1 protein-coding gene is annotated in these 1091 nt (G+C 49.1%); it reads right to left on the reverse strand.

The genetic code is table 11. From position 1 onward, the window contains the following. Positions 1-133: 133 nt before the first annotated feature. On the reverse strand, positions 134-1091 hold a 958-nt coding region (tuf, locus tag B4G81_RS10770), incomplete at its 5' end, for an elongation factor Tu (protein WP_294082365.1).

Consider the following 1091-nt stretch of genomic DNA (forward strand, 5'->3'; position numbering starts at 1 on the left):
CTCTACCAACTGAGCTAGACCCGTGTAAACCCTGCCTTTTCTCATCCTCAACGGGATGGGATTGATGCAGGCAGGGTCATCTGTATGATACTACTCCGCCTTTTCTTGTGAAAAGGGGCGGAGAGGATCCGTATTAATCCAATAACTCGGTAATCTGACCGGCACCTACTGTACGTCCACCTTCACGGATAGCGAAACGAAGACCTACGTGGCATGCTACCGGATAAATCAGATCTACCTCAATAGTTACATTATCACCCGGCATTACCATTTCTACTCCTTCGGGCAACTGGATTTCTCCGGTTACGTCAAGCGTACGGATATAGAACTGCGGACGGTATTTGTTGTGGAAAGGAGTATGGCGACCGCCTTCTTCTTTCTTCAGGATATATACCTCGGCTTTGAATTTAGAGTGAGGTTTCACTTTACCGGGGTGGGAAATTACCATACCGCGTTTAATTTCGTCTTTGTCGATACCGCGGAGCAACAGACCTACGTTGTCACCAGCCTGGCCTTCGTCGAGGATCTTGCGGAACATTTCAACTCCGGTAACCACAGACTTCTTGCCTTCTGCACCAAGTCCGATGATCTGTACTTCTTCACCGGTTTTGATAATACCTGTTTCGATACGACCAGTAGCCACAGTACCACGACCGGTGATCGAGAATACGTCTTCAACCGGCATAAGGAACGGTTTATCGATATCGCGCGGAGGTAATGGAATCCATGAGTCAACGGCATCCATCAGTTCCATGATTTTGTCTTCCCATTTGGGGTCTCCATTCAATCCACCGAGGGCAGATCCGCGGATAACGGGGGTATTGTCACCGTCGAAATTATAGAATGAAAGGAGTTCTCTCATTTCCATTTCAACCAGTTCCAACATTTCTTCGTCGTCTACCAAGTCTACTTTATTCATGAATACCACCAAGCGGGGAACATTCACCTGACGAGCCAGAAGAATGTGCTCACGTGTCTGGGGCATCGGACCGTCAGTGGCAGCTACTACGATGATAGCACCGTCCATCTGGGCAGCGCCGGTAACCATGTTCTTTACATAGTCAGCGTGGCCCGGGCAGTCAACGTGCGCA

The organism is Proteiniphilum sp. UBA5384, from assembly GCF_002410825.1.
Taxonomy (GTDB): domain Bacteria; phylum Bacteroidota; class Bacteroidia; order Bacteroidales; family Dysgonomonadaceae; genus Proteiniphilum.